The 24,492-nt window shown below is 70.8% G+C and carries 16 protein-coding genes; 9 read left to right on the plus strand and 7 right to left on the minus strand.

Annotation, left to right across the window (positions count from 1 at the left end; all coding sequences use genetic code 11):
• Nucleotides 1–58: 58 nt before the first annotated feature.
• Nucleotides 59–6,139: an Ig-like domain-containing protein gene (locus IEX69_RS14920; RefSeq protein WP_085018224.1), complete on the minus strand. Its 6,081-nt coding sequence runs from the start codon at nt 6,137–6,139 to the stop codon at nt 59–61.
• 270 nt (nt 6,140–6,409) lie between these two features.
• Between IEX69_RS14920 and IEX69_RS14925 the strand changes: the two genes are divergently transcribed.
• Together IEX69_RS14925 and IEX69_RS14930 are read left to right on the plus strand one after the other, a co-directional pair.
• Nucleotides 6,410–7,321 (plus strand): M15 family metallopeptidase, encoded by a 912-nt coding sequence (locus IEX69_RS14925; protein WP_229756374.1) that lies wholly within the window; start codon nt 6,410–6,412, stop codon nt 7,319–7,321.
• Nucleotides 7,321–7,818, plus strand: a complete 498-nt coding sequence (locus tag IEX69_RS14930) for a hypothetical protein (protein WP_085018228.1) — start codon at nt 7,321–7,323, stop codon at nt 7,816–7,818. The genes IEX69_RS14925 and IEX69_RS14930 overlap by 1 nt, the downstream gene beginning before the upstream one ends.
• 123 nt (nt 7,819–7,941) lie before the next feature.
• Here IEX69_RS14930 and IEX69_RS14935 read toward each other — a convergent pair whose 3' ends face one another.
• From IEX69_RS14935 to xylA, 4 genes are all read right to left on the minus strand, one after another.
• Entirely contained in the window at nt 7,942–9,978 is a 2,037-nt protein-coding gene (locus IEX69_RS14935; RefSeq protein ID WP_085018230.1) for a vWA domain-containing protein, read from the minus strand.
• Nucleotides 9,971–11,359, minus strand: a complete 1,389-nt coding sequence (locus IEX69_RS14940; protein WP_085018232.1) for a MoxR family ATPase — start codon at nt 11,357–11,359, stop codon at nt 9,971–9,973. Before IEX69_RS14940 ends, IEX69_RS14935 begins: the two co-directional genes overlap by 8 nt.
• A gap of 237 nt (nt 11,360–11,596) precedes the next feature.
• Complete coding sequence (gene xylB / locus IEX69_RS14945; protein ID WP_085018234.1) at nt 11,597–13,021, minus strand: xylulokinase; 1,425 nt, start codon at nt 13,019–13,021, stop codon at nt 11,597–11,599.
• Between the two features lie 45 nt (nt 13,022–13,066).
• Nucleotides 13,067–14,257 (minus strand): xylose isomerase, encoded by a 1,191-nt coding sequence (xylA, locus tag IEX69_RS14950; RefSeq protein ID WP_085018236.1) that lies wholly within the window; start codon nt 14,255–14,257, stop codon nt 13,067–13,069.
• A 191-nt stretch (nt 14,258–14,448) separates the two neighbouring features.
• Here xylA and chvE point away from each other — a divergent pair, with 191 nt between their 5' ends.
• The 4 genes from chvE (at nt 14,449) to IEX69_RS14970 (ending at nt 19,702) form a co-directional block, all read left to right on the plus strand.
• Nucleotides 14,449–15,564 (plus strand): multiple monosaccharide ABC transporter substrate-binding protein, encoded by a 1,116-nt coding sequence (chvE, locus tag IEX69_RS14955; RefSeq protein ID WP_114703197.1) that lies wholly within the window; start codon nt 14,449–14,451, stop codon nt 15,562–15,564.
• A gap of 124 nt (nt 15,565–15,688) precedes the next feature.
• Nucleotides 15,689–17,227: a multiple monosaccharide ABC transporter ATP-binding protein gene (gene mmsA, locus IEX69_RS14960; RefSeq protein ID WP_085018238.1), complete on the plus strand. Its 1,539-nt coding sequence runs from the start codon at nt 15,689–15,691 to the stop codon at nt 17,225–17,227.
• A complete protein-coding gene (gene mmsB / locus IEX69_RS14965) occupies nt 17,224–18,441 on the plus strand; it encodes a multiple monosaccharide ABC transporter permease (RefSeq protein WP_085018240.1) in 1,218 nt (405 codons plus the stop codon). The genes mmsA and mmsB overlap by 4 nt, the downstream gene beginning before the upstream one ends.
• A 31-nt stretch (nt 18,442–18,472) precedes the next feature.
• Nucleotides 18,473–19,702, plus strand: coding sequence for an ROK family protein (locus IEX69_RS14970; protein WP_085018242.1), 1,230 nt, complete (start codon nt 18,473–18,475; stop codon nt 19,700–19,702).
• Nucleotides 19,703–19,809: 107 nt separating this feature from the next.
• Here IEX69_RS14970 and IEX69_RS14975 read toward each other — a convergent pair whose 3' ends face one another.
• On the minus strand, nt 19,810–20,616 hold the full coding sequence (locus tag IEX69_RS14975) for an IclR family transcriptional regulator (RefSeq protein ID WP_085018243.1): 807 nt from the start codon (nt 20,614–20,616) through the stop codon (nt 19,810–19,812).
• A gap of 134 nt (nt 20,617–20,750) precedes the next feature.
• On the opposite strand from IEX69_RS14975, the gene IEX69_RS14980 reads away from it, so the two are divergent.
• Genes IEX69_RS14980 through IEX69_RS14990 form a run of 3 tightly spaced genes read left to right on the plus strand, consistent with a single transcriptional unit; the run spans nt 20,751 to nt 23,285 of the window.
• Complete coding sequence (locus tag IEX69_RS14980) at nt 20,751–21,455, plus strand: CoA transferase subunit A (RefSeq protein WP_085018245.1); 705 nt, start codon at nt 20,751–20,753, stop codon at nt 21,453–21,455.
• A gap of 13 nt (nt 21,456–21,468) precedes the next feature.
• Nucleotides 21,469–22,122 (plus strand): CoA transferase subunit B, encoded by a 654-nt coding sequence (locus tag IEX69_RS14985; protein ID WP_085018247.1) that lies wholly within the window; start codon nt 21,469–21,471, stop codon nt 22,120–22,122.
• The gene (locus tag IEX69_RS14990) at nt 22,119–23,285 is read left to right on the plus strand and encodes an acetyl-CoA C-acyltransferase (RefSeq protein ID WP_085018248.1); all 1,167 of its coding nucleotides are present in this window, start codon (nt 22,119–22,121) and stop codon (nt 23,283–23,285) included. Before IEX69_RS14985 ends, IEX69_RS14990 begins: the two co-directional genes overlap by 4 nt.
• Nucleotides 23,286–23,412: 127 nt before the next feature.
• Here IEX69_RS14990 and IEX69_RS14995 read toward each other — a convergent pair whose 3' ends face one another.
• Nucleotides 23,413–24,354 carry a LysR family transcriptional regulator gene (locus IEX69_RS14995; protein WP_085018250.1) on the minus strand — a complete coding sequence of 314 codons (942 nt, stop codon included), beginning with the start codon at nt 24,352–24,354 and terminating at the stop codon, nt 23,413–23,415.
• Nucleotides 24,355–24,492 lie beyond the last annotated feature (138 nt).

Below are 24,492 nucleotides of genomic sequence, written 5' to 3' on the forward strand. Positions count from 1 at the left end.
CTTCCGTTCCCCCTGGTCTGGGTCATGCTCTGGTCTCGATCATGGTCTGAGGCGGCGCTCAGCGTCTCGCTTGCGCCTGAACCCCGTCGCACTGGATGTTCCCGGCGTGGTGCTCGAGCGAGTACTGCGTCCCCGGGGTGTCCTCGGACCACCACAGCGTCTGCTTGCTGCCGTTCTTCGGGACCGACTCCGTGTAGCCGCCCGCCGACGAGGCCCACGAGCAGGTGACGTTGCCGCCTCCGGTCCAGCCCTCGGTCGTGACCCGGATCATGTAGCAGTTCTTGACGCCGCTCGATCCGGTCGGGGGAGGGCTCTGCGAGCTGCAGGAGCCGCCGCGGGAGATGTACACCTTCGGCTGCGGCCGCGGATCGGTGCTGGCGCTCGCCGATCGGGTATCGCTCCAGGTGCCGTTGCTGTCCTGCACCTGCACGTCGATGGTGAACGACTGGTCGTAGTCGTTGCCCGCGCTCACGTTGCCGTTCGGGCCCGCGGCATTCCAGCCGCCGCCGTTGATCCGGTAGCGGGAGCCCACGATGTCGCGACCGTTCGGTCCCGGCGCCGTCCAGCTGAAGCTGACCGACTGTGCCCCGCCGTTTCCCGAGACCGACGGGGCTCCGGGAGGTCCGTAGGGACGGAGGTTGCCGATCGCGTTGCTCGCGCCGCTGCCGTAGGTCGAGCCGTCGGCGCTCGTCACCGCTCTGAGGTCGATCGAGTAGGTCCCGTTGTTCGGGGCCGGGACGCTCGATCCGGAGGCCCCGAGGTTGTTCCAGCCGCCCCCGTTGAGGCGGTACTGGTAGGTGACCTCGTTGGAGCGGGCGCCGTTCAGGGAGCCCGGCGTGTAGGTGATGTTCGTGATCTGGCCGTCGCCCTCGGAGGCGTTCGTGAGCCGCGGGGCCTCGGGCGGCGTGAAGGCTCGACGCGGCGCGGACTGCGCCGACGGATCCGAGGTGCCCGCCTTGTTGGTCGCCGTGACGGAGAACGTGTAGTCCGTCTCCGACGTGGCCACCGAGACGTTCTGGGTGGTGGCGGTCGTGGTGACCGTGTTGACGAGCGAACCGCCCTGATACACGTTCAGGTCGTACGACTTCACCGCGTCGCCGTTGGCGTCGGCGGCGCCCCACGACACGGTCATCTGCACCTGCGAGCCGACGGAGTCCGCACGCGACACCGACGGGGTGCCCGGCACGCCGGGCTTCCCGGCCGGGATCTCCGCGGTGGACCAGCCCGACCAGTCGGACGGGTCCGGCGCCCGGTTCACGGCCTGCACGCGCACCTGGTACGCGGTGCCGTTCTCGAGTCCCTCCCACACCACGGAGTTGCCGGTGACGCCGGTCTTCGAGATGGCGCCACGCGCCGGGGCGGGCGAGATCTCGAGGTTGTACGACTCCACCGGGGACCCGTGCGTGGGCGGCGTCACCCAGTTCACCGTCACGGCCTTGTCGCCGAACGTCAGGGTCGGCGGCTGAGGCTGGTCCGGCTTCGCATCAGGACGCGCGGGCGCCGACGCCGGCGACGGGTCGCTCGTGCCCACGGAGTTCGTGGCCGTGACCGTGAACGTGTACTCGACGTTGTTCGTCAGGCCCGAGAGCGTGCACGTCGTCGAGGCGCACTGCTGGCTGAAGCCCTGGTTCGACGAGACCGTGTAGTACTGGATCTCCGCGCCGTTGTTGATCGGCGGAGTCCACGACAGCACCACGGTCTGGTCCTGGATGCTCGTCACCCCGGGGGTCCCGATCGTGTCCGGGCGGCCCTGCACCGTGAGCCGGATGCGGCCGTCGGCCTGCCGGTTCGGATCGCCCGTCGTGTCCTGGATCCGGTAGCGCACCACCATCGTCCCCACGAAGTCGGCCGCCGGTGTCACCGCGACCTGCGAGCCGTTCACGCTCGAGCTCCCGTTCCCCGTCTCGACCGTGCTCGAGATGATCGTGAGGGGGTTCTCCGGATACGGGTTGAAGTCGTTGGCGAGCACGTCGACGTTCACCGTCTGGCCCTGGTTGGTCTGCGGGACGACGTCGTCCGTCGCCGAGGGCAGCGGGCGCGTCGAGGTCAGCACGTTCACGGTGAGGGTGCCGGTCGTCGGCTGGCTCGTGCCGTCGGTGACCTGGATGGTCACCTGGTTCGGCCCCTGGGCGGCGTTCCCCGCCGCGCGGGCCGTGAGGTTCTGGCCGTCGATGTCGACCGAGATGCCCTGGGGCAGCTGGCCCTGCACCGAGTACTGCAGCTTCTCGAGGTCGCCCTCATCGGGGTCGCGGGAGATGGTCCGCAGGTTGAAGGGCGCGGAAGCGTCCTCACCCGGCGCCACGTCGATCGTGGTGCCGAGGAAGGTCGGCGAGATGTTGGTCGTCGACACCACCGAGATCGGCAGCACGAGCACGGCCTTCTTGCCCTGGGGGTCATCCGGACCGGTGCCGTCGGTGACCTCGAAGCTGATCGCATCCGGGCCGTAGTAGCCCGCGGCGGACGTGTAGGAGAGCGTCGCGTCGCCGGCCACCAGGGCCGAGCCGTCGTTGTGCGAGGCCGAGACCCGGTCGGTCTGCGTGATCCGCGGGGTCTTGCCCTCCGCCACGAGCACGTAGTCGGCGAGGTTCAGCTGGATGTTCTCGCCGCTGTTCACCTCGATCGGCTCGATCCCGGGCTTGAGGGTCGGGGGGAGCGAGTCGAGGCCGGGCACGAAGACGAACGCCGAGGCGGTCAACCCGTCCTGGTCCGTGATCGTGTAGGTGACGATCTGCGCGGTGGGCAGCAGGTCGATCCGCAGCAGGCCGTCGGGCTGCGGGGTGGCCGACGGGTCGGCCGAGCCCACCTGGAGGGCCTCGATGGTGCCGTCCGGGTCGTCGTCGTTCTCGCGGACGTTGACGTCGACGAACGTGCGGTCGACCATGTCGGCGATCGGGACCGTGTCGTCGCGGGCGATCGGGCTGAGGAGCGTCGCATCCGGGCTGACGGTCACGACGAGGTTCCCCACCGCCGTGGCGCCGTACTGGTCCACGATCGTGTAGGTGATCGGGTAGTCGCCCGGCTCCTGCGGAGCCTGGACGAGCACACGGCCTCCGGCGACCGACGCGGTGACCCCGTCGGGCGCCCCGAGCCCGTTCTCGCGGATGGCGATCGGGTCGCCGTCGGGGTCCGAGTCGTTGGCCATCACGTCGACCGCGACCGTGCGTCCGGGACGCACCGAGACGGTGTCCTTCTGCGCGTACGGGCGCTGGTTCGCGCTCCCCGAGGGGATGATGCCGACGAGGACCGAGGCAGTGGCGGTGGCGCCGAGGTGGTCGCGGACCTTGTAGGTGAAGGTGTCGGTGCCCACCGCATCCGGGTACGCCTCGTACACCAGCCAGGCCTCGCCGACCTCGGTGATCCGGCCCTTGGCGGGTGCCGCGTCCTGGCCCACCAGGGTGACCGAGTCGCCGTCGGGGTCGATGCCGTTCAGCGGGATCGGGATGCGGACGGTCGTGCCCTGCAGCGCACGGACGGTCACGTCCTGCGGCCGCGGGGGAGAGTTCTGCCCGTCGGCGGCGAGGATGTGGATGGTGACGTACCCGGCGTCCTTCTGGCCCTGGCTGTCGACGACCTCGTAGGTGGCGTAGACGGTCTTCGGGTTCGGACCCGCCTTGAAGCGGAGGGTGTCCTGGTCGACGAACAGGTCGCCGTCGGCCGGGTCGATCAGCGGCTCCACGAGCGTCGGCGAGAGCGAGATCGTGTCGCCGTCCGGGTGGTAGTCGTTGGACAGGACGCTGATCGTCGTGACGTCGCCGGCGCGCACCGTGACCTCATCGTCGGTCGCGACCGGCGGTCGCAGCCGGTCCGGGGGTGCGATCGGCAGCACGAACACCTCGCCGACCGCCGACTTCGTGCCGTTGGTGACGGTGTACGTGAACGTCACCGGCGTGCCCCTGCCCGCGGTGTCGGTGACCCGGAGCGTCTCGTGCTCGAGGACCTCGACCGAGATGCCGGAGTCCTCCGGCACGTTCACGGACTGCACGCCGAGGATCTTCCCGTTGGGATCGGTGTCGTTGGCGAGGACGTTCACGAGCGTGGAGCGGCCGACCGGGAGGAGGGCGCGGTCCTGCACGGCCACCGGCGGCTCGTCGGTGTCGTCGGCGGGCTCGACCACGATGCGGATCAGGCCCGAGGCCGACTTCGGCCCGTTCGTGACGAGGTACTCCGTGTAGTACTGGCCGGCGGCGGGCGCCGTGAACGAGAAGGTGCCGGTGGTGTAGTCCGGGAGGATGGTGGCGCCCGGCACCTCGTTCACCTTGGCCAGGCGGAGCGGTGCGCCGCTCGGGCTGGAGTCGTTCTGCAGGGGCGAGACCGTCACGGGCTCGCCCGCCTTGGCGACCACCAGGTCGTTGTTCGTGACCGGGCCCAGGCTCCCGGCGTCGCGGACCTCCACGTGGATGGTGCCCTCGGTGTCGGCCTTCCCGTCGGAGACGGTGACCGTGATGTCCTTGCGGCCCGGGTCCGGGTCGAGGCTGGTGAAGGTGATCTTCCCGTCGGGGGTGAACTGCACCTGGTTGGCGCCCTGAGCGACCGCGGAGCGCACGAACAGGTCGTCGCCGTCGGGGTCGATCCAGTCGGGCAGCGCGTTGTAGGTGACCGTCGCGCCCAGCTCGGCGAGGACGGTCGGCACGCGCTTCTGGCTGGGCGCGTCGTTCTCGCCCGGCGCCTTCGCCGACAGGGTGACCGTCGCGGAGTCGGTGCCGCCGCGGCCGTCGTCGACCGTGTAGGTGAAGGTGGCGTTCCCCGATGCGTCATCCTTCACCACGATCTGGAGGGCCGCGCCGTTGAGGATCCGCTCCACCCGGCCGATGGCCAGGTCGCCGCCGCCGTCGACGGTCGCGGTGAGCAGGTCGCCGTCCGGGTCGGAGTCGTTGTCGATCACCGGGAGGATCACGGTCCGACCCGGGCGCACCCCGAACTGGTCGTCCTGCGCCACAGGCGGGTTGTTCTGCTCGCTGCGCTCGGGCAGGAGGACCTGCAGCTCCTCCTGGGTGGAGTCGTCCTCCTCGTTGGTCTGCGTCTCATCCGGCGGCGGCGCGATGTCGTCCCAGTTGTCGACCTTCTTCATGTCCTGATCGACCAGCCACACGGTGCCGGTGGAGAGGTCGTTCAGCACGACGACGTTGCGATTGACGCGGAAGGTGAGCTGCGCGTTCGCGGAGATCCCCTCGATCTGCTGCGCGACGTCGTTCTCCTCGCCCGCGCAGTCGCGGACGTACGCCCCCGACCCGGCCCATGCGGCGTAGGCGCAGCCGCCCAGGCTCACCGGAGCGGTGGCGGTGCCGGGCTTGCCCGCGTCGACGACGACGGGGTCGCCCCCGCCCAGGGGCTGCTCGATGAGGGACGTCCCGGTCGCGATGAGCACCACGTCGGAGTCCGGGCCGGGCTTCTGCACCACGCCGCCCTGAGCATCCGGGACCTCGATCGTGGACCCCGAGTCGGTCACCACGGTCCCGGTGGCGCTGTCGAACAGCACGCCCTTGGACCCCACCGCGGTCAGCGTGAGCTGCGCGTTCTCCGGGATCGCGGGCAGAGCGTGCGTGACGGGGTCGCCGGGCTGGCCGTTGTCGAGCGTCGGGATGTCGACGAGCTGCCCGGTGCTGCGGTCGAGACCGTGGACCACACCGTCGACCCCCACCGTCGCGGTGCCGCCCGAGCCGAGGGAGTAGGTGGGGTTGTCGGGATCGGCGAGGAAGTTCGGCGCCTGCGACGCGGGCATCGCCCACAGCAGTCCGGACTCGCCCTCCACGACGGCGACGGTCTGGTCGCCGAGGCTGACGGTCGCGCTCGCCGGCAGGGTGACGGGGTTGCCCAGGGTCACGGTGACCGGGTCGATGGTCGTCAGCGTGGCGGTCGCGGTGTCCACGCTCAGGACCGTGTCGCCCGACTGGAGGATGTCGAACGAGCTCGACCCCATCTTCGTGCCGCCGTCGAGCACCTGCGCCTGCGCGTTGAGGTGGCCCACGAGGAGCGCCGAGGGCTTCGTCACCCAGACGCCGCCGTCGTTCAGCTCGACGTCGGCCGTGGTGACGCCCTGGTAGACGAACGCCATCGTCGTGACCCCGATCGCGACGGCGGCGGTCGTCGCCACGGTCGCGGTCGCCGCCTTGTGGTGGCGGATGGTCTCGAACAGCCTCACGGGTCTCCCAATCGTCGGGTGGAGTCGTCTCGTCTCGTGGGCAAGCGTCAACGCACAGAGCCCTCCCCGGGTGGCGGAGGGCTGCTGCTACAGGGGGCGCCTTCGGGTGACGGATCCCCGCATCTGGGGGTAATTCAAACATGATTCGGTTTTTCGGACCAAAACCGCGGCATGGGGAGAACTCCCCATCTGACCGGCCCGAACGCGCGCTGAGTCCCGGCTTGGAGGGGCCGGAGAGGGGCTCGGATGCGGCACCGGTAGCATGGCCGGGTGTCGAGGGCGAGGGAACGGGAGCGGAGGCGGATGTACCGCCGTCGTCGTCTCGTCGCCGCTCTCGCCGCGGTCGGATCCCTCGGCGTCCTGGCGGGCGTCGTGGTCACCGTCCTCCTCGTCACCGGTGTGATCGGAGGAGGAGCCGCCCCCGTCGCCTCCGATCTCGCGTCCTCCGCCACCGCATCCGCATCCCCCACCCCGGAGGCGAGCACCATGCCGGAGCCCACGCCCACGCCCACCCCGACCCCGACGCCCGAGCTGACCGAGCCGCCGGCGCCGCCCGCGTTCGACCGCACGGCGCAGTCGCTCGACGACCCGCTGAGCACCTGGGTCGTGGTCAACAAGCTGCGCCCCATCCAGGACGGCGCCGACTTCGTCCCCCCGGACCTCGTCGACCTCCCGGCGGACATGCCGAACCCGAACGGCTATCAGATGCGCGCCGAGGCGGCGGCCTCGCTCGAGCAGATGTTCCAGGCGGCCCTCGGCGAGATCGGTGTGCAGCTCGTGGCCCAGAGCGGCTACCGCTCCTACAGCGTGCAGGTGCGCGCCTACCAGTACTACGTCGACCAGCTCGGCGTCGCGGGCGCCGACCTCACCTCCGCCCGACCCGGCTTCAGTGAGCACCAGACCGGCCTCGCCATGGACATCCTCGACACCGTGAGCGGCTGCTCGACGGACGGGCTCTGCTTCGCGAACACCGCGGCGGGGCAGTGGCTGGCGCAGAACGGCTGGCGATTCGGCTGGATCCTCCGCTACCCGGCCGACAAGACCCAGGTGACGGGCTACGAGTACGAGCCGTGGCACTTCCGGTACGTCGGCGTGCCCTTGGCGACCGAGATGCACGCGACGGGCGTCGAGACCCTGGAGGAGTTCTTCGGGCTCCCCGCCGCCCCCGGTTACGCAGGCTGATGCAGGGAGCGATCTTCGGCGACGGCGCGCTGGTGCCCGGCGTCACCGCGGTCATCGCGGTGCTCGTGGTCGTCGTGCTGGTGTTCCGGCTCGGCCGCCGGTCCGGGGGTCAGCGGCGGGTGGCCTCGGTGCAGCGGCTTCGGCCCGACGCCGCGGTCGTGCTGGTGTCGCGCACGCTCGCGCTCGACCTCGCCGCGGAGCGGTTCGTCTCGTCGGCCGACGCTCGTTGGGAGCCGGGCGCGGCGACCGACGTCGTCGCCTCTGCCGGCGAGGACGGTCTCGTGCTGTGGCTGGGGGCGCCCGGGGAGATGAGTCCCGTCGCCGTCGCTCCTCCGGCGGGCGTCCGCAGCGCCGCGGTCGACGGCCTCACCGTGACGGTGACCGCCGCCGCGGGCGACTCCACCGTCGAGCTCCCCCTCGCCGTGCAGCGGAAGGACTCGACGCTGGAGTCGTGGACGGCCTTCACTACCCGCCTTCAGGCCTTCGCTGGCGCCTGACCCGCTGCGGTCGCCGTCGAAAGGGACGCTGAGAGCCGCGATGTCGCGTAGACGGCGCCGTGTCCTCTCTCAGCGTCCCTTTCGACGGCCACCGGCAGACGAGGGTGCGATCGGACGGCGCGGTCAGCCGGTCCAGAGGCCGGGGGAGCCGGGCCACTCGTCGAAGGAGGCGCCGGCGCCGCCTCCGGCGCCGCGGCCGCGGCTGCCGAGGTAGGAGCCGACCACGGCGGCGCCGAGGTCGTCGAGCTCGGGGGCGACCACGCGGCCGCCCACCCGCCGGGCCATGGCGTCGACGAAGCGGGTGAGGCCCGGATCGAAGCCGAGACGGAAGATCGTCGTCTGCGCGCCGAGGCGCATCGAGGCGTCGAGCTCGCGCACCGCCTTCTCGATGGTGAGCGGATGCGGCGGGTAGTCGAAGAACACCGACCCGTCGGGCTCGAGGTGCGAGGTGGGCTCGCCGTCGGTGACGATGAGCAGCACGGGCTGCGCGTTCGGATGCTTGCGGAAGTGCCGGTTGGCCAGCAGCAGCGCGTGGTGGAGGTTCGTGCCCTTGTCCCACATCGCATCGAGGCCGGTGAGCTCCTCGATGTCCATCACCTGGGCATGCCGGCCGAAGCCGATCAGCTGCAGGTGGTCGCCGCGGAAGCGCGAGCGGATGAGCGTGTGCAGCGCGAGCGCCGTCCTCTTCATCGGCACCCAGCGGCCGTCCATCGCCATCGAGAACGAGGTGTCGACGAGGAGCGCCACCGCCGCCTGCGTGCGCGCCTCGGTCTCCGCGACGTCGATGTCGTCGATCGCGATGAGGCGTCCCGACGCATCCGCCCCGCCGGTACCCAGCCGACGGCGGACCCCGTTGAGCACGGTGCGGGGGATGTCCCACGGCTGGGTGTCGCCGAACTCCCACGCGCGGGTCGCGCCCGAGAGCTCGCCCGACGCCCCGGCGTTGCGGGTGTCGCGCTGGCCCTGGCGGCCCGACATGCGGGTCGCGACGTCGCGCAGGATCGAGCGGCCGAGCTGGCGCATCGCCCGCGGACTGAGCTTCAGCGCGCCGTCGGCATCACGGCGGAGGGTGCCGTTCTCGCGCAGCGCCCGCTCGAGGTTGCGCAGGGTGCGGGCGTCGACGGCGGCGTCATCGCCGAGCTGGCGCGCGACCGCGTCGAGGTCGACGTCGTCGAGGCGGGAGGCGTCGTGCGACTGCGCGAGCTGCTCGGCGAGGGCATCGAGGTCGGCCAGGTCCTGCAGGGCGCCCGTGCCGTCGCCGAGCCCCAGGCCCTCGTCGCCGGAGAAGCCCTCCGATCCCGACCAGTCCTCACCGGGGCGGAGGGAGCGGAGGTTCGAGTCGAGCCTGTCGAGCGACTGCATCAGCTGCGGGGAGCCGAACGCCTGGGCCGAGAGCTGGGCGAGCTCGGCGCGCTGCTCGGCCGACATCGAGTTGAGCATCCGCTGGCCGGCGGCGGCCCGGGCGGCGAGCGCGTCGAGCAGCTCGTCGACGTCCTTCGGGTCCTCCGGGAAGTACTGCCCGTGCTCCGCCATGAAGCGGTCGAAGTCCTCGGGGGTGTCGTCGCCGCGCTGGTGCTTCTCGAGCAGGTCGTTGAGGTCGGAGAGCATGGCGTCGATCGCGGCGCGGTCCTCGTCGGTCGCGTTCTCGAGGGCCTGCTTCATGCCGGCGAAGCGCTGGTCGAGCATCTCGCGGCCGAGGAGGTCCTTGATCTCCTCGTAGTCCTGCCTGGCCTGGGAGGACGCCCACTGGTAGTCGCGCAGCTCGCTCACCGCCGCCGCGGTGGAGGGCGGCAGGCTGTCGAGGCGCATCTGCGAGAACGCGCGGTCGGTGTCGTCGAGGTCGACGTCGCGGACGAGCTGGTTGCGCTCCTCGAGCACGGCGCGGTCGAGGAGCTCCTTCACCTGCTGCATCGTGCCGCTCAGGTCGTGCTTCTGCAGCAGCTCGCGGCGCTTCTCCGCCACGCGTCGGGCGAGGTCGTCGAGCCCGCGCCGGTCGCGGCCGCCTCGACGGAGGAACTCGCGCATCGCCCGCTCGGGCGACGATCCCGCCATGACCTCGGCGCCGATCGCGTCGAGAGCCTCGGCGAGGTCGACCGGGGGCGCGAGCGGATCGCCGCCCTCGTAGCGGCGGAACCGCGTGCGGTCCTTCTGCCTAGCCATAGACCGTCTCGATGCCGTCGGTGTCCTTGCCCACCCGGCGGGCGAGGTAGAGGCCCTCGAGGGCGAGCTCGACGGCGCAGGCGCGCTCGCCGTCGGAGGTGGCGGACAGGCGCTCGCAGATCCGGTCGTAGAGGTCGGACTCGCCGAGCGCGGGCAGCCCCGACAGCACGTCGCGGGCGGCCACCCGCTCGCCGGTCGTGATCATCGCCCCGGCCTCGATCGCGTCGACGAGCGGGCCGAAGTCGAGCCCGCGGAAGTGGTGACGCACCGTCTCGGCGGTGGCGGTCCGCAGCAGGTGGGTGAGCACTTCCGTCTCGCGGCCCTCCTCGCCCGCCTCGAACTCGATCTTGCCGCGCAGCACCTCGACGGCCGTCTCGAGGTCGACGACGCGGGCCACCGCATCCGACTCGCCCTGCACCGCGGCACGGTGGAGGGCGGAGGCCGCGATCGTCTCCGCCCCGGCGATGGCGAAGCGCGCGCTCACGCCGCTGCGCTGGTCGACCGAGGACGACTCGCGCAGGTTCCGGGTGAACCGGGCGAGGATCTCGATGAGCGCATCCGGCACCTCGGCGACCAGATCGGCCTCCTGGCGGATGACCGCGATCTCAGCGTCGAGCTCGAGCGGGTAGTGGGTGCGGATCTCGGCGCCGAAGCGATCCTTCAGCGGGGTGATGATCCGCCCGCGGTTGGTGTAGTCCTCGGGGTTGGCGCTCGCCATCACGAGCACGTCGAGCGGCAGCCGCAGCACGTAGCCGCGGATCTGGATGTCGCGCTCCTCCATCACGTTGAGCATCGCCACCTGGATGCGCTCGGCCAGGTCGGGCAGCTCGTTGATCGCGACGATGCCGCGGTGGCTGCGCGGGATGAGGCCGAAGTGGATGGTGTCGGGGTCGCCGAGGCTGCGGCCCTCGGCCACCTTCATGGGATCGACGTCGCCGATGAGGTCGGCCACGCTCGTGTCGGGGGTGGCGAGCTTCTCGGCGTAGCGCTCGTCGCGGTGACGCCAGGTGACGGGCAGACGGTCGCCGAGCTCGAGCGCTCGCAGCTGGGAGGCGTGGGTGATGGGCTCGTACGGATGCTCGCCGAGCTCGGATCCGTCGATCACCGGGGTCCACTCGTCGAGCAGGCCCACCATGGTGCGCAGCAGCCGGGTCTTGCCCTGGCCGCGCTCGCCGAGCAGCACCACGTCGTGCCCGGCGAGGAGGGCCCGCTCGAGCTGGGGGATGACGGTGTCCTCCAGGCCGTGGAGGCCGGGCCACGGGTCCTCCCCGTTCCTCAGCTTGGCCAGGAGGTTGTCGCGGATCTCCGCGCGGAGGGGCTTCTGGACGTGGCCGGAGGCGCGGAGCCCTCCGACGGTCGTGATCTCGGGTGCCTGCGTCACGCGCCCAGGCTAACCCCGCCCGCCGACCCCGATGTCAGCATCCGGCGAACTCCCCGCTCCGGACTGTTCCCCCTCCGCCCCGCCCCCGCCCGCGCCCTGCCCACCGCTGGGCTAACTCCGGACTTTCAGCCGGATGCGAGCCAACTCCGGACTTTTGGCGGCGTGTCGGGCCGAAAGTCCGGAGTTAGCCCAGAGGCGGAGGAGGAGGGGAGGGGCAGGAGTGCGGGTGCGGGCGGGTCAGGCGGGGCGGCGGGCGGCGTACTGGGAGCGGATGAGGGGGACGGTGGCGGGGGCGAGCTCGGTCTCGAGGGCGAGCGGCCAGGTCGGCCACGCGCCCGCCAGCACGGCGGCAGCCTGCAGGGCCGCGCCGTCGGCGACGTACTCGCCCGGGGTGGGCACCGCGATCGGCACGTCGAACACCTCCGCCGCGATCCGCTGCACGGCGGGGTTCAGCGCCGCGCCGCCGATGAGGAGCGCCCGCGCAGGCCGCACCCCCACCGCGCGGAGGGCGTCGAGCCCGTCGGCGAGTCCGCACAGCATCCCCTCGATGGCGGCGCGGGCGAGTCCGGGCCGTGTGGTCGAGGCGATCGTCATGCCGAACAGCGTCGCCGTCGCGTCCGGCAGGTTTGGGGTGCGTTCGCCCTCGAAGTACGGCTGCAGCACGAGCCCGTCGGCGCCGGCGGGCGCCGTGAGGGCCAGGTCGCCGAGCTCCGCGTGGTCGACGCCGAGCAGCGCCGCGATCGAGTCGAGGATGCGTGCCGCGTTCAGCGTCGCGATCAGCGGGAGGTAGACACCGGAGGCGTCGGCGAACCCGGCGACCGCGCCCGTCCCGTCCGCAGAGGGCGCGGGCGTCACCGCGAACACCGTGCCGGACGTGCCGATCGAGATGATCGCGTCGCCCGGGCCGGCGCCGAGCCCTCGTGCCGCCCCGGCGTTGTCGCCGGCACCGGGTCCGACCACGATGCCGGCCGGCACCCCGTCGGAAGGCGCCGCCGCTGTCGTCCCCGCCGACTCCAGCGGGCCGAGCACCCGCGGCAGCACGGCGTCGTGGCCGAGCGCGGCCAGGAGCAGCTCCCGGTCGTAGTCGCCCGTCGCCGGGTTCCAGTACGACGTGCCCGACGCATCCGACCGGTCGGTGACCAGCTCCTCGAGCACCGGACCGAGCGGGCTCTCGCCCGTCGGTCCGAACCCGCGCAGGCGCCAGGTGAGCCAGTCGTGCGGCAGCGCGACGGCCGCCACGCGCTCGGCCGCGGACGGCTCGGCGTCGCGCAGCCAGCGCAGCTTGGTCGCGGTGAACGAGGCGACCGGCACCGACCCGGTGCGGCTCGCCAGCGCCTCCGCCCCGAACTCGTCGATGAGGGCGGAGGCGGCGGCCGCCGACCGGGTGTCGTTCCAGAGCAGGGCGGGCCGGATGACCCGGCCGTCCGCATCCAGCACCACCATCCCGTGCTGCTGGCCCGCGACGGAGATCGCGGCCACGTCGGCGAGGCCCCCGGCGTCGTCGAGCGCCGCGCGGAGCGCGTCCCACCAGTGCTGAGGGTCGACCTCGGTCCCCGCCGGATGCGCGGCTCGGCCTGAGCGGACGAGCTCACCCGACTCGGCGTCGCGGACGACGACCTTGCAGCTCTGGGTCGACGAGTCGACGCCGGCGACGAGGGGCATGTGCGGTCTCCTTCGACCAGGTACGGACAGGATCAGACTAGAGCGTCAGCGTGCTCCGAGCAGGTGCTCGGCGGCGAGCTGCTGCAGACGCACGAAGCCGAAGCCGCGGCCGTTGAAGTACGCGTCGGCGTCGAAGTCCTCGTAGGCGCTGCGGTCGGCGAGGAGGTCGTCGTAGCTCTCGCCCTCGCCGAGCGTGGGCTGAGCCAGCTCGAGCACGCGCGAGGCCTCGAGCGCCTCCTGCACCTCCGGGTCGGCGCGGAACGCGGCTGCGCGCTCCTTCAGCAGCAGGTACATCCGCATGTTCGCCGCGGCGGAGTCCCACACGCCGGTCTCGTCCTCGGTGCGGGAGGGCTTGTAGTCGAAGTGACGCGGGCCGTCGTAGGCGGGTCCGCCGTTCGGTCCGCCGTTCTCCAGCAGGTCGACGAGCGCGAACGCGTTCTGCAGGTCGCCGTGCCCGAACACCAGGTCCTGGTCGTACTTGATGCCGCGCTGGCCGTTGAGGTCGATGTGGAAGAGCTTGCCCTGGTAGAGCGCCTGGGCGATGCCCGCGGCGAAGTTGAGGCCGGCCATCTGCTCGTGTCCGACCTCGGGGTTGAGGCCGACCAGCTCGGGTCGCTCGAGCGTCTCGATGAACGCCAGGGCGTGTCCCACGGTGGGGAGCAGGATGTCGCCGCGGGGCTCGTTCGGCTTCGGCTCGATGGCGAAGCGGATGTCGTACCCCTTGTCGGTGACGTAGTCGCCCAGCAGGTTCACGGCCTCGCGGTAGCGCTCGAGGGCGGAGCGGATGTCCTTCGCGGCGTCGTATTCGGCGCCCTCGCGGCCGCCCCACATCACGAAGGTCTTCGCGCCGAGCTCGGCGGCGAGGTCGAGGTTGCGGAGCACCTTGCGGAGGGCGAAGCGGCGCACGGCGCGGTCGTTGGAGGTGAAGCCACCGTCCTTGAACACGGGCGCCGAGAACAGGTTCGTGGTCACCATCGGGACGATCACGCCGGTGTCGGCGAGGACCTGCTTGAGGCGGCCGATCTGCGTGTCGCGCTCCGCGTCCGTCGAGCCGAAGGCGAAGAGGTCGTCGTCGTGGAACGTGAGCCCGTAGGCGCCGAGCTCGGAGAGCTTCTCGACGGCGTGGACGACGTCGAGCGGGGCGCGGGTCGGGCCACCGAACGGGTCGGCGCCGTTGTAGCCGACGGTCCAGAGTCCGAACGAGAACTTGTCGTCGCGGGTGGGGGTGAGGGACATCCGAGGCTCCTTGCAGCGTCATTGGTGGGTGCCAAAAGTTACGAGCCAGAACATAAACCCGCCAATACGCCGATGTCAAAGCGGCGAAAAGCGGAAAATCCAATGTTGCGCCGAAGAACAAACTCGCGTAAGACTGTCCTCCGACAAGCCCGGCCTCACGTCGAGGTCGGCCATTACGAGGAGGTAATGAAGTGTCCTTCACCAAGAAGCTGCTGGCGCTCGCGGTCGTGGGAGGCCTCGCCGCGACTCTCGCCGCCTGCAGTTCCGGAGGCGGATCGGGCAGCACCGATTCCGCCGGCGCGGACTGCAACGTCGGGATCTCGATGCCCACGCGGAGCCTCGAGCGCTGGATCAACGACGGAGAGGGCCTGCAGAAGAAGCTGCAGGATGCCGGCTGCACCGTCGACCTGCAGTACGCCGACAACAAGACCGAGCAGCAGATCTCGCAGATCCAGAACCAGGTCGCCAGCGGCGCCAAGATCCTCGTGATCGCGGCGATCGACGGGGAGACCCTCGGCCCGGTGCTCGACGAGGCGAAGAAGCAGGACGTCACGGTCATCGCCTACGACCGCCTGATCAACGGCTCGCCGAACGTCGACTACTACGCGACCTTCGACAACTACAAGGTCGGCCAGCTCCAGGGCCAGTACATCGAGGAGCAGCTCGGGCTCAAGGACGGCAAGGGCCCGTACAACTTCGAGCCCTTCGCGGGCAGCCCCGACGACAACAACGCGGGCTTCTTCTTCCACGGCGCCTGGGACGTGCTCGAGCCCTACGTGAAGAGCGGACAGCTCGTGGTCCCCTCCGGCAAGATCCCCGAGGGGGAGGACGGCTGGAAGTCGATCGGAATCCTCGGCTGGGGCTCCGATGACGCACAGGCCGAGATGGACAACCGCCTGTCGTCGTTCTACAGCGGCGGCCAGAAGGTCGACGTCGTCCTCTCGCCCAACGACAGCCTCGCGCTCGGCATCGAGCAGTCGCTGAAGTCGGCCGGCTACAAGGCCGGCGAGGGCTGGCCTGTCATCACCGGTCAGGACGCCGACAAGGCCAACGTCAAGGCGATCCTCGACGGCGAGCAGTCGATGACCGTCTGGAAGGACACCCGCGAGCTCGGCGACCGCGTGTTCCAGATGATCCAGCAGATCAACGGCGGTCAGGAGGTCGAGGTCAACGACACCGAGACCTACGACAACGGCGAGAAGGTCGTCCCGGCGTACCTCCTCGACCCGCAGGTGGTCGTGAAGGACGACGTCCAGAAGCTGCTCATCGACAGCGGCTTCCTCCAGGCGTCCGACGTCGGACTCTGATCCCGTGCGAGCCGGCAGGGCTCGCTGAACCACCGAGGCGGCGGCGCACCGATCACTCTCCGGTCCGCCGTCGCCTCGGCCTCTCTTCCCCACCACAGAAGTCCCCACCCACGGAAGGCAGCCCATGGCTGATCCCATCCTGCGGATGCGTGACATCACCAAGGAGTTCAGCGGCGTCAAGGCGCTGGACGGCGTCTCGATCACGGTCGAGCGCGGTGAGGTGCACGCGATCTGCGGCGAGAACGGCGCCGGCAAGTCGACGCTGATGAAGGTGCTGAGCGGCGTCTACCCGCACGGCTCGTTCGGCGGTTCGATCGAGTTCGACGGCAAGGAGGTCGAGTTCCGCACCATCAACGACTCCGAGCGCGACGGCATCGTCATCATCCACCAGGAGCTCGCCCTGAGCCCCTACCTCTCCATCGCGGAGAACATCTTCCTCGGCAACGAGATCACGAAGCGCGGCTTCGTCGACTGGAACCGCACGAACCGCGAGGCGGCCGAGCTCCTGGCGCGTGTCGGCCTGAACGAGAACCCGGCGACGCCGGTGCTCGAGCTCGGGGTCGGCAAGCAGCAGCTCGTGGAGATCGCGAAGGCGCTGTCGAAGCGGGTGAAGCTCCTCATCCTCGACGAGCCCACCGCGGCGCTCAACGACGACGACTCCGAGCACCTGCTGGGCCTCATCGACCAGCTGCGCGAGCAGGGCATCACCTGCATCATCATCTCCCACAAGCTCAAGGAGATCCGGCGGATCGCGGACTCCGTGACGATCATCCGCGACGGGAGGACGATCGAGTCGTTCCGGATGGACGAGCCGGACGCGACGGAGGACCGGATCATCCGCGCCATGGTCGGCCGACCGCTCGACAACCAGTTCCCGCCGCGCACGCCGGAGATCGGCGAGGAGTACTTCCGCGTCGAGAACTGGACCGCGTACCACCCGGTCGACACGGAGCGGAAGGTCGTCGACGACGCCTCCTTCTACGTCCGGGCAGGCGAGATCGTCGGGTTCGCCGGACTCATGGGTGCGGGACGCACGGAGCTCGCGATGAGCGTGTTCGGCCGGTCCTACGGCACGAACATCTCGGGGCGCGTCTTCAAGGCGGGCAAGGAGATCTCCACGAGGACGGTCAACGAGGCCATCCGCAACGGGATCGCCTACGCCACCGAGGACCGCAAGCGGTACGGGCTCAACCTCATCGGCGACATCACGGTCAACGTGTCCGCTGCCGCGTTGGGCAAGCTCGTCCGCCTGGGCATCATCGACCGCAACCGCGAGTACCAGGTCGCCGACGACTACCGCCGCCAGATGAACATCAAGGCCCCCAGTGTGACCTCGATCGTGGGCAAGCTCTCGGGCGGCAACCAGCAGAAGGTCGTGCTGAGCAAGTGGATGTTCACCGGGCCCGACGTGCTCATCCTCGACGAGCCCACCCGCGGCATCGACGTCGGAGCGAAGTACGAGATCTACGGCATCATCAACGAGCTCGCGGCGCAGGGGAAGGCGGTCATCGTCATCTCCTCGGAGCTGCCCGAGTTGATCGGTCTCTCCGACCGCATCTACACCATCGCAGAAGGGCGCATCACGGGCGAGGTCGCCCGGGAGGACGCCACGCAGGAGACGCTCATGCGTCACATGACCGCTGGAAGGGAAGCGCGTCGATGACCAACACACTCACCGAGGCGCCGACCGAGCCGGTCGGCCCCAGCAAGGTCAAGTCTCCGCGGCGGCGCCGGATCGATCTCCGTCAATACGGCATCCTCGCCGCGCTGGCCGTCATCATCCTGCTGTTCGAGATCCTCACCGGCGGCCGGCTGCTCATGCCGGGCAACGTCAACAACCTCATCCAGCAGAACTCCTACGTCCTCATCCTCGCCATCGGCATGGTGATCGTCATCATCGCCGGCCACATCGACCTCTCCGTCGGGTCGGTCGTCGCGCTGGTCGGGGCGGTCGCCGCCCTCGCGATGAACAACTGGGGGATGCCCTGGTGGGCGGCCGTGCTGCTCTCGCTCGTCGTCGGCGCGGTCATCGGCGCCTGGCAGGGCTTCTGGGTCGCCTTCGTCGGGATACCGGCGTTCATCGTGACCCTGGCGGGCATGCTGATCTTCCGCGGGCTTACCCTGGTGCTGCTCACCGGCGGCACGATCAGCGGACTGCCCGCGGAGTTCACCGCCATCGGCGCCGGCTGGGTGCCGGACTTCCTCGGCGAGATCGGCGGACGCGACACGTTCACGCTCCTGCTCGGTCTCCTCGCCTCCGCGGCCTTCATCGTGCAGGTCGCCGTCAAGCGCCGCACCCTGAAGAAGCTCGAGCTGCCTCGCGAGCCCGCCGGGTCGGCCTGGGCGAAGAGCATCATCGCGGTCGTCGCGGTGATGGCCCTCGCCTGGCTGCTGAGCGGCTACAGCGGGACGCCGATCATCCTCATCATCCTGGCCGCCCTCATCCTGCTCTACACCTTCGTACTGAACCGGTCGACGTTCGGTCGTCACGTCTACGCGATGGGCGGCAACCGCTTCGCCGCGGAGATGAGCGGCATCAAGACGCGCTGGGTCGACTTCGGCATCTTCGTCAACATGGGGGTGCTGGCCGGCCTCGCCGGCGTGGTCGCCACGGCCCGCGCGGGCAGCGCCGTCGCGTCGGCCGGGCAGAGCTACGAGCTGGATGCGATCGCCGCGGTCTTCATCGGCGGCGCGGCCGTGCAGGGTGGTGTCGGCACCGTCGTGGGAGCCGTGATCGGTGGCCTCGTGATGGGCGTGCTCAACATGGGTCTGTCCATCCTGTCGGTGGATGCGGCGTGGCAGCAGGCCATCAAGGGCCTCGTGCTCCTCCTGGCCGTCGCGTTCGACATCATCAACAAGCGTCGTTCCGGCCGATAGCCTGGACCCGGACGAGAGGAGGGGCAGCGCGATGCGAGTGACCGCAGGGTCCGCCCCTTCTCTCACCGGCGGGTCGCCGAACGACCGCATCCGGCGGAACAACCTCCGGACGCTGCTGTCGATCCTGCATCACGGCGGCGTGCACTCGCGGGCGGAGCTCACACGGCTCACGGGCCTCAACCGCTCGACCATCGGTGCACTCGTCGGAGAGCTCACCGCGCTCGGTCTGGCGTACGAGACCGAGCCGAGCGAGACCGGGACGGTGGGCCGCCCGAGTCCGCTCGTGCACGCGAACGAGAACGTGGTCGCGCTGGCCGTCAACCCCGACGTGGATGCGATCATCATCGGCGTCGTCGGTCTCGGCGGGGTGGTGCACAAGCGGGTGCGCTTCCAGACCAGCGGCGTCCCCACGGTGCAGGAGACGATCAACATCGTCTCCGCGATCGTCGAGGGGATGCGCGGGGAGCTCGACGAGAAGTACCACGTCGTCGGCGTGGGGTTGGCGGTGCCGGGGCTCGTCACCGCCGAGGAGGGCGTCATCGCCCTGGCGCCCCACCTCGAGTGGCGCGACGAGCCGCTGGCGGCGCCGATGGCGGCGGCGCTCGGCTACCCGGCCCTCGCGGCGAACGACGCCAACCTCGGCACGGTGGCCGAGCGCCTGTGGGGCATCGGCCGCGGGGTCCAGAACATGGTCTACCTGAACGGATCCACGTCGGGCATCGGTGGCGGCGTCATCGTCGACGGTCACGCGCTCTCCGGCGCCCGGGGGTTCGCCGCCGAGCTCGGTCACACGTCGGTGCACGTCGGCGGGCGCGCCTGCTTCTGCGGGCGGACCGGGTGCCTCGAGACCGAGGTGAGCCTCGTGCGCCTGCTCGCGGTGCTGGGGCGCGAGTCGATCGACGCCGACGAGCTCGAGCAGATCATCGCGTCGAGCGACGATCCCGAGGTGCACGACGAGATCGAGCGCCAGCTCGACCGTCTGGCGCTCGGCATCTCGAACCTGATCAGCGTCTTCGACCCCGAGCTCGTCGTGCTCGGTGGGTTCCTCGGCACGATGTTCTCCGCCGATCCGGAGCGGCTGCGCCAGCGCGTCGCCCGCGCCTCGTTCACCCGTCTCGCCGAGGGCGTGCGGATCGAGCGCGCGGAGCTGCGCTCGCGCCAGCTCCTCATCGGCGCGGCCGAGCTCGCCTTCGGCCCCCTCCTCGACGACCCCGCGGCCGTCGCCGCCACCGCGATCGCCCCCCGCGCGTCCGCCGTCTGACCCGGACGCGCCTCGCGAGCGTGGACACAGCTTTCGCCACGCGCGTGGCCTTTCGCCATGCGCATGCGCGTGGCGAAAGGCCAGGAGTGTGGCGAAAAGAGGGAGGCTCAGCGGCGGGGAGTGGTGCGGAGGGCCTGGGTGAGGGCGTGGGCCTCCTCGAGGAGGCGGGCGCCGAGCTCCGGCTGGCGGGCGGGCTTGAAGCGCGACTCGACGCCGGTGAGGCTGAGCGCCCAGGCGGGCGCGCCCGAGCGGTCGAAGACGACGGCGCCCATGCCCCAGCTCCCCTCGAGGATGAGCCCGGGGTTCAGGGCGTAGCCGTTCTCGCGCGTGATCGCGACGTGTCGACGCACCTCGTCCGCGCTGTGCTGCGGGCCCCACTGAGCGGCGAGCGGATCGCCGCGCAGGTAGTCGTCGAGGTCCGCGTCGTCGAGGAGGGCGGCGAAGACCATCCCGGCCGACGCGACGCCGAGCGGGAACCGCACGCCCTCCGACAGCACGAAGGAGCGCAGCGGGAAGCTGCCCTCCTCGCGCAGGAGGCAGACGGTCTCTGTCCCGCGCAGCGCGGACAGGAAGGCGCTCTCGCCCGTCTCCTGCGCCAGCCTGCGCACGTGAGGATGCGCCAGGTCGGCGATGTCGTAGCGGCGGGCCGCGCGCGATCCGAGGAGGTACAGCTCGGGCCCGAGGTACCACCGTCCGTTGGAGGGATCGTGGTCGAGGAAGCCCTCCGCCGCGAGGGCGCGCAGCAGTCGGGAGGTGGTCGAGCGGGTGAGGCCCGTCTCCTCCGCCGCGCTCCCGGCGGAGAGGCCGCGCGGATCCGCCTCTCCGACTGCCCTGACCAGGGCGAGGGCCCGGTGGAGCGCCTGGGTGCCGCCGGTGCCGTCCCGACCGGCCGTGGTGTCCGCATCCGTTCCCATGATGTGGGCCATCCTCGCAGGAGCTGCCCACGATGTGAAGAGGGCGGTCCCCATAAGAGAGGTACGGATCTGCCCCGCCCGACGTCTCCGATCGGAGCTAGCGTGCCGGAGAGCGCACACGAAGGAGTGGACCGATGGACAAGCGCAGACCGGGCGCGGTCGAGGCCCTGCAGGGGCTCCTCGCCGAGGACATGGTGATCGCGGTGGGCGGCTTCGGGCTGAGCGGCAACCCGACCGACCTCATCGAGGCCGTGCGCGACTCGGGCGTGACGGGTCTCACGATCGTGTCGAACAACATGGGCGTGGACGGCAAGGGGCTCGGGATCCTGCTCGAGAACAAGCAGGTCCGCAAGGTCCTCGCGTCCTACGTGGGCGAGAACAGGCTGTTCGCCTCTCAGTACCTCGACGGCACCCTCGACGTGGAGTTCGTCCCGCAGGGCACCCTGGCCGAGCGGATGCGCGCGGGCGGGGCGGGCATCCCCGCGTTCTACACCGCGACCGGCGTCGGCACTCCGGTCGCGGAGGGGAAGCCGCTCGCCGAGTTCGACGGGCGCACGTACGTGCAGGAGCGCGGCATCGTCGCCGACCTCGCCCTCGTACATGCCGCGGTGGCGGACACCGAGGGGAACCTCGCGTACCGCCGCACGTCCCGCAACTTCAACCCGCTGGTCGCGACCTGTGGACGGGTCACGGTGGCCGAGGCCGAGCACGTCATCACGGACGGCTACTTCGACCCCGACGAGGTGATGACCCCCGGGGTCTTCGTCCAGCATCTCGTGACGGCACGGCCCCGGGTGAAGGACATCGAGCAGCGGACCGTCCGTCCGCGAGTCGCCTGAGAGGAGAACGACCATGACCTGGACGAGGGATGAGATGGCGGCGATCGCCGCCTCCGAGCTGCGCGACGGAGAGTACGTCAACCTGGGCATCGGCATCCCGACCCTGGTGGCCAACAACCTCCCGCCCGGCGTCAGCGTGACCCTGCAGAGCGAGAACGGCATCCTGGGCATGGGGCCCTTCCCGTTCGAGGGGGAGGAGGACGCGGATCTCATCAACGCGGGCAAGCAGACGGTGACGCTACTGCCGGGTGCCAGCGTCTTCGACTCGGCCACCTCCTTCGCGATGATCCGCGGCGGGCACGTGCAGGTCGCGATCCTCGGCGCCCTCCAGGTGGCCGCGAACGGCGACCTGGCGAACTGGACCATCCCCGGCAAGCTCGTGAAGGGCATGGGCGGGGCCATGGACCTCGTCGCCGGGACGCCTCGCGTCATCGTGATCACGGACCACAACGCCAAGGACGGCAGCCCGAAGATCGTCGAGGAGTGCGACCTGCCGCTCACCGGGGCGGGGGTCGTGAACCGGATCGTGACCGACCTCGCCGTGTTCGACGTCGAGGACGGGGCGCTGGTGCTCCGCGCCGTTGCGCCCGGCCACGACGTCGACGAGGTGGCCGGCCGCACCGGCGCCCCGTTCACCGTCGACCTGCATGAGAGGGTCGGAGCATGACCGCCTTGATCGCCGGCTACGCCCGCACCCCGTTCGTGAAGTTCACCGGCTCGTTCGCCAGCGTGCCCGCGACCGCCCTGGGCGCCCACGCCATCCGCGCGGCGCTCGCCCGTGCCGGGGTCGCCCCCGACGCCGTCGACCAGGTCCTCGGCGGACAGGTCGTGCAGGCCGCCGCGGGTCAGAACCCCGCCCGGCAAGCCGCCGTCGGGGCGGGCATCCCGCTCACCGTCCCCGCACTGACCCTCAACGCGGTCTGCCTGTCGGGCACGCTCGCGGTGGCCCAGGCCGCGCGGCTGATCGACGACGGCGACGCCGACATCGTCGTGACCGTGGGTCAGGAGTCGATGTCGCTGGCGCCGCACGCCTGGTCGGGATCGCGAGCGGGCAAGCGGTACGGCGCCGTCGAGCTCGTCGACACCCTCGAGGTCGACGGCCTCTCGGATGCGTTCGAGCGCGTCTCGATGGGGGCCTCGACGGAGACCTACAACTCCGCGCTCGGCCTCGGCCGCCGCGAGCAGGACGAGTGGTCGGCGCAGTCCCACCAGCGTCTCGCGGCCTCGGCCGACTTCCAGGCCGGCGAGATCGAGCCCTACGAGATCCCGTCCCGGCGCGGATCGACCGTGATCGGCGCCGACGACGGCGTCCGGCCGGAGACCACCGCCGACAGCCTCGGCGCGCTGCGCCCCGCGTTCTCGCCCGAGGGCACGATCACGGCGGGCAACTCCTCGCAGATCACCGACGGCGCGGCCGCGATCGTCCTCGTCAGCGAGCGGGTGGCCCTCGCCTCGACACCGCTGGCCCGCGTGGTGACCTCGGCGATGGTCGCCGGACCCGACGTGTCGCTCCACGCCCAGCCCGCGAACGCCATCCGCCGTGCCCTGGAGCGGGCCGGCCGGTCGTCGTCGGATCTCGCCGCGGTGGAGATCAACGAGGCCTTCGGCGCCGTCGCGGTGCACTCCACGTCCGTGCTGGGCGTCGACCCCGCGATCGTCAACGCCCACGGCGGCGCGATCGCCCTGGGGCACCCGATCGGCGCGTCCGGGACCCGTATCGTCGGCACTCTCGCCCGCCAGCTCGCCGCCCTCGGCGCGGGCTCGCTGGGCGCCGCGGGGATCTGCGGCGGCGGCGGCCAGGGCGCCGCGGTCCTCCTCGAGGCCGTGTAGCCCGTCCCTCCCTCCGCCGCGGAGAGCGTCGAAAGGTACCGTCAGAGGCAACACGGCGCGATAGACGGCTCCTGCACGCTCTCACGCGACCTTTCGACGGTCACCGACGCCCCGAGGACCGGCGCGCTCAGGCGGAGGCGCGCTCCTCGACTTCGAGGCGCCGGCCGGCCTCCGCGAAGAGGCCGCGCATCCAGGCGTGCTCCGGGTCGTTGCCGTGCACCGGATGCCACCACAGCGCGTTCATGATGGGCGTCGCGGCGAAGGGCAGGCGCACGATCCGCAGGCCGCTCAGGGCGGAGACGTAGGGGGTGAGGGCTCCCTGGATGAGACCGACCCGATCGCTGCCGAGGACGAAGAACGGGATCGCGAGGAAGCTCTCGACGACCACGTCGACATGGGGCTCGATGCCCAGCTGCTGCATCTGGCGCGCGGCCGACGTGAACGCGCTCCGTGACGAGTAGGTCATGACGAACGCCGACTCGGCCAGGTCGTCCATCGTCAGCCGCTCGCCGACGCGGCGGTTCTCCGCCGACACGACCGCGTACCAGTCGTCGTGCCAGAGGTCGACGTAGGGCATGTCGGTGAGGAACCCGTGGGGGAGGAGCATCGCGTCGGCGGACCTGAGCTTGTTCGGCGCGTCCTCCACGACCGTGGGGGTGTGCAGGATGAAACGGAACCGGACCCCGGGAGCGCGCTCGGCGGCCAGGGTCGCGGCGACCGTCCCGATCGTGGCGAAGCCGTAGTCCGATCCGTAGACGGAGAACTCGCGCGACGACTGCTCGGGCGACCACATGGCCTGGCTCTCGAACACCCTCCGGGCCGACTCCAGCGCGGTCGTCGTGTGCTCGGACAGTCGCAGTGCGAACGGCGTCAGCTCGTAGGTGTTGCCGCGCCGGGCGAGGATCGGGTCGCCGAAGTGGGTGCGCAGCCGCGCGAGCGAGGCGCTGAGCGCGGGTTGGGTCAGGTGCAGACGCTCCGCGGCGCGCGTGACGCTGCGTTCCGTGAGAAGCGCGTCGAGGGCCACGAGGAGGTTGAGGTCGAGTCGCGAGAGCGGTGTCGTTTCGGTCACGTCGATGTGATCCTCTGGGTCAGGAGAAGCGCTTCCGCGACTCTACCAAGGGGTGACGGATGAGGGCGCTGAGCCTTATGCCGCATATCGAAAGAACTTATGTGCTTTTCTAGCACAAGGGATGAGAGACTGCCGTTA

Source organism: Cnuibacter physcomitrellae, from assembly GCF_014640535.1.
GTDB lineage: Bacteria > Actinomycetota > Actinomycetes > Actinomycetales > Microbacteriaceae > Cnuibacter > Cnuibacter physcomitrellae.